Below are 2,487 nucleotides of genomic sequence, written 5' to 3' on the forward strand. Positions count from 1 at the left end.
TTGCCGCCGCAGGCACCTTCACCCTTACGGCTGCAGCACAGACATCCACTGAGAAGTCTGACGAGTATGTCTTCACGACCGTAAAGGCATGCGAGATCACCCCGGTACAGGATCAGGCATCCACCGGTACCTGCTGGTCCTTCAGCACTCACTCCTTCCTTGAGGCTGAGTCTATCCGCCAGGGTGGTCCCAAGCTGGTCACCGCACCTATGTACACCGCCTCCATGTCCTACAAGGATAAGGCGCGTGACTATGTGCGCTACCATGGCAATCAGAACTTTGCTGAGGGCGGAAGCTTCTACGACGTCATCTACGCCGTGCAGCACTACGGCATCATCCCGATGTCTGAGATGCAGGGACTCAACTACGGCACCAAGCGTCACAATCACCAGGAGCTCTACGCCATCACCAAGGGCTTCCTCGATGGACTGGTAAGCCAGATGGATCGTCGTGGCAGTCTCTCTCCTGTATGGACAAAGGCTTTTGACGGCATCATTGACACCTACCTCGGTGAGGCGCCCAAGACCTTCACTGTAGATGGTAAGACTTATACCCCGGAGAGCCTCCGCAAGGCGATGAAGATCGATGCGAATAACTACGTATCCCTCACCTCCTACATGAGCCAGCCGCTCTACGAGCCCTATATCATCCCGATCCCCGACAACTGGCGTCACAGCGCCAGCTACAACGTCACCCTCGACGAGCTGATGGAGACGATCGACAATGCGATCAATAACGGCTTCACCATCGCTTGGGGTACGGACGTGAGCGAGCCCGGCTTTACCCGTGATGGTCTCGGCATCCTTGCCGACCTCGACCTGCCGGAGAATGCAGGCTCTGATCAGGAGCGCTGGGTAGGTGCCTCAGACAACCAGCGTCACCGTATGGTGATGGAGCGCATCTCCAAGCCCGGTATCAAGGAGATCGACGTGACCCCCGAGTATCGCCAGCAGGGCTTCGACACCCTCGAGCTGACAGATGACCACGGCATGCTGATTTATGGTATCGCTAAGGATCAGAATGGCAAGAAATTCTACATGGTCAAGAACTCCTGGGGCGAGAGTGGCAAGTACAAGGGCATCTGGTACGTTACCCCTGCCTTTGTAGCCGGTAAGACGATGAATATCGCCATCCACAAGGATGCTCTCCCCAAGGCCCTTCGCGCTAAGCTCGGCCTCTAATAGCCTCACCTGACTAGGAGGCATCCTAATAGTGGGCGGTGCAGAAACATCTCTGCACCGCCCACTGCATTTAGATAAATGGTCCATTGGACCAGCAGAGTCATGAGTGATTCTAATTTTGACATTGTACATGTATGACGTATGTTGTAAGTTTCTGGTTTTCTGTTTGGTATGAATGGTGTAGGGTTTCAGGTCGGTATGTTGTCCCGATCAAGAGGTTATGCCCTCTGACTAATATCGGTAAGAGTCAAAACTAATACCGGTAATAGTGAGAACTAATACCGATACTAGTGATCACTAATATCGGTATTAGAAAAGTGGACTCTCCCTCTGATCAATCGCATTCCGTATCGGAGGGGGCTGCAGTAGGAGTACGAGCTCAGATATTGATCATGACGCTGTCGATGGGGTGGGATGGTTTTAATGCAGTAGTGGGCGGTGCAGATTTGTCTACATCGCCCACTACATTTTGATATAAATGGGACTACTCAGCTAGTAGAGCTTCGATGTCCACTCTCTGCTTTTTGGTCGATCTCTGTCGGGCGTGGAAAGCCTTGTATAGCGCCGGCACGACGATCAGCGTTAGCAGGGTAGAGAGAGCCATACCACCGATGATCACCCACGCCATCCCGGTCCGGAGCTCAGCGCCTGAGCCATGCGAGAGGGCAACGGGGAGCATACCGATGATGGTCGAGAGAGCGGTCATCAGGATCGGACGTGTGCGGAGCTTGACAGCTTGTATCAGCGCCTCGTCCACCGGCAGCCCCTCGGCTCGAGCTTCGTTAGCGAAGTCGACCAGCAGGATCGCATTCTTGGCGACAAGACCCACCAGCATCACCATACCGAGCATGGCGTAAATGCTCATGGCCGTATTGGTCATCGCGAGAGCAAGCAGGGCACCGACGACTGAGAGCGGGATGGCAATCATCACGACGAGCGGGTCGGTCCAGTTGTTGTAGAGCAGCGTCAGTGCGAGGTAGATGAAGAGGAGCGAGAGCAGGATCGCCGTCATGAGGACGCTCATCGAGTCAGACATCTTCTTCATATCACCGGCGGTCTGTATCTGCACCCCACCAGGCATATTCTCATCATCGAGGCGGGACATAAATTCCTTGGCAATCGCACCGGCAGGCACTCCATACGCCTGAGCGCGCAAGGTGACGGAGCTATTGCGATTATACCTCTCCAGTCGGCTGGGACCGATACCGAGACTGACGTCGGCAAATTGCGAGAGCCGGATGAGATCGCCCTGACCATTGACCACCATAAGTCCGGCCACGTCCTCGATGGATCGGCGAGAGACCTT

General features: G+C 54.7%; 2 protein-coding genes. One reads left to right on the plus strand and one right to left on the minus strand.

All coding sequences use genetic code 11. The features are described 5' to 3' along the window. Nucleotides 1-1,181: C1 family peptidase (locus Q0F21_RS07175; protein ID WP_297238672.1), on the plus strand; the 1,181-nt coding region annotated here is incomplete at its 5' end. Between the two features lie 484 nt (nucleotides 1,182-1,665). On the opposite strand, the gene Q0F21_RS07180 is transcribed toward Q0F21_RS07175, so the two are convergent. Continuing rightward, nucleotides 1,666-2,487 (minus strand): efflux RND transporter permease subunit (locus tag Q0F21_RS07180; protein ID WP_297238674.1); only part of this gene is annotated, 822 nt, incomplete at its 5' end.

The sequence above is a fragment of the uncultured Porphyromonas sp. genome (assembly GCF_934359325.1).
GTDB lineage: Bacteria > Bacteroidota > Bacteroidia > Bacteroidales > Porphyromonadaceae > Porphyromonas_A.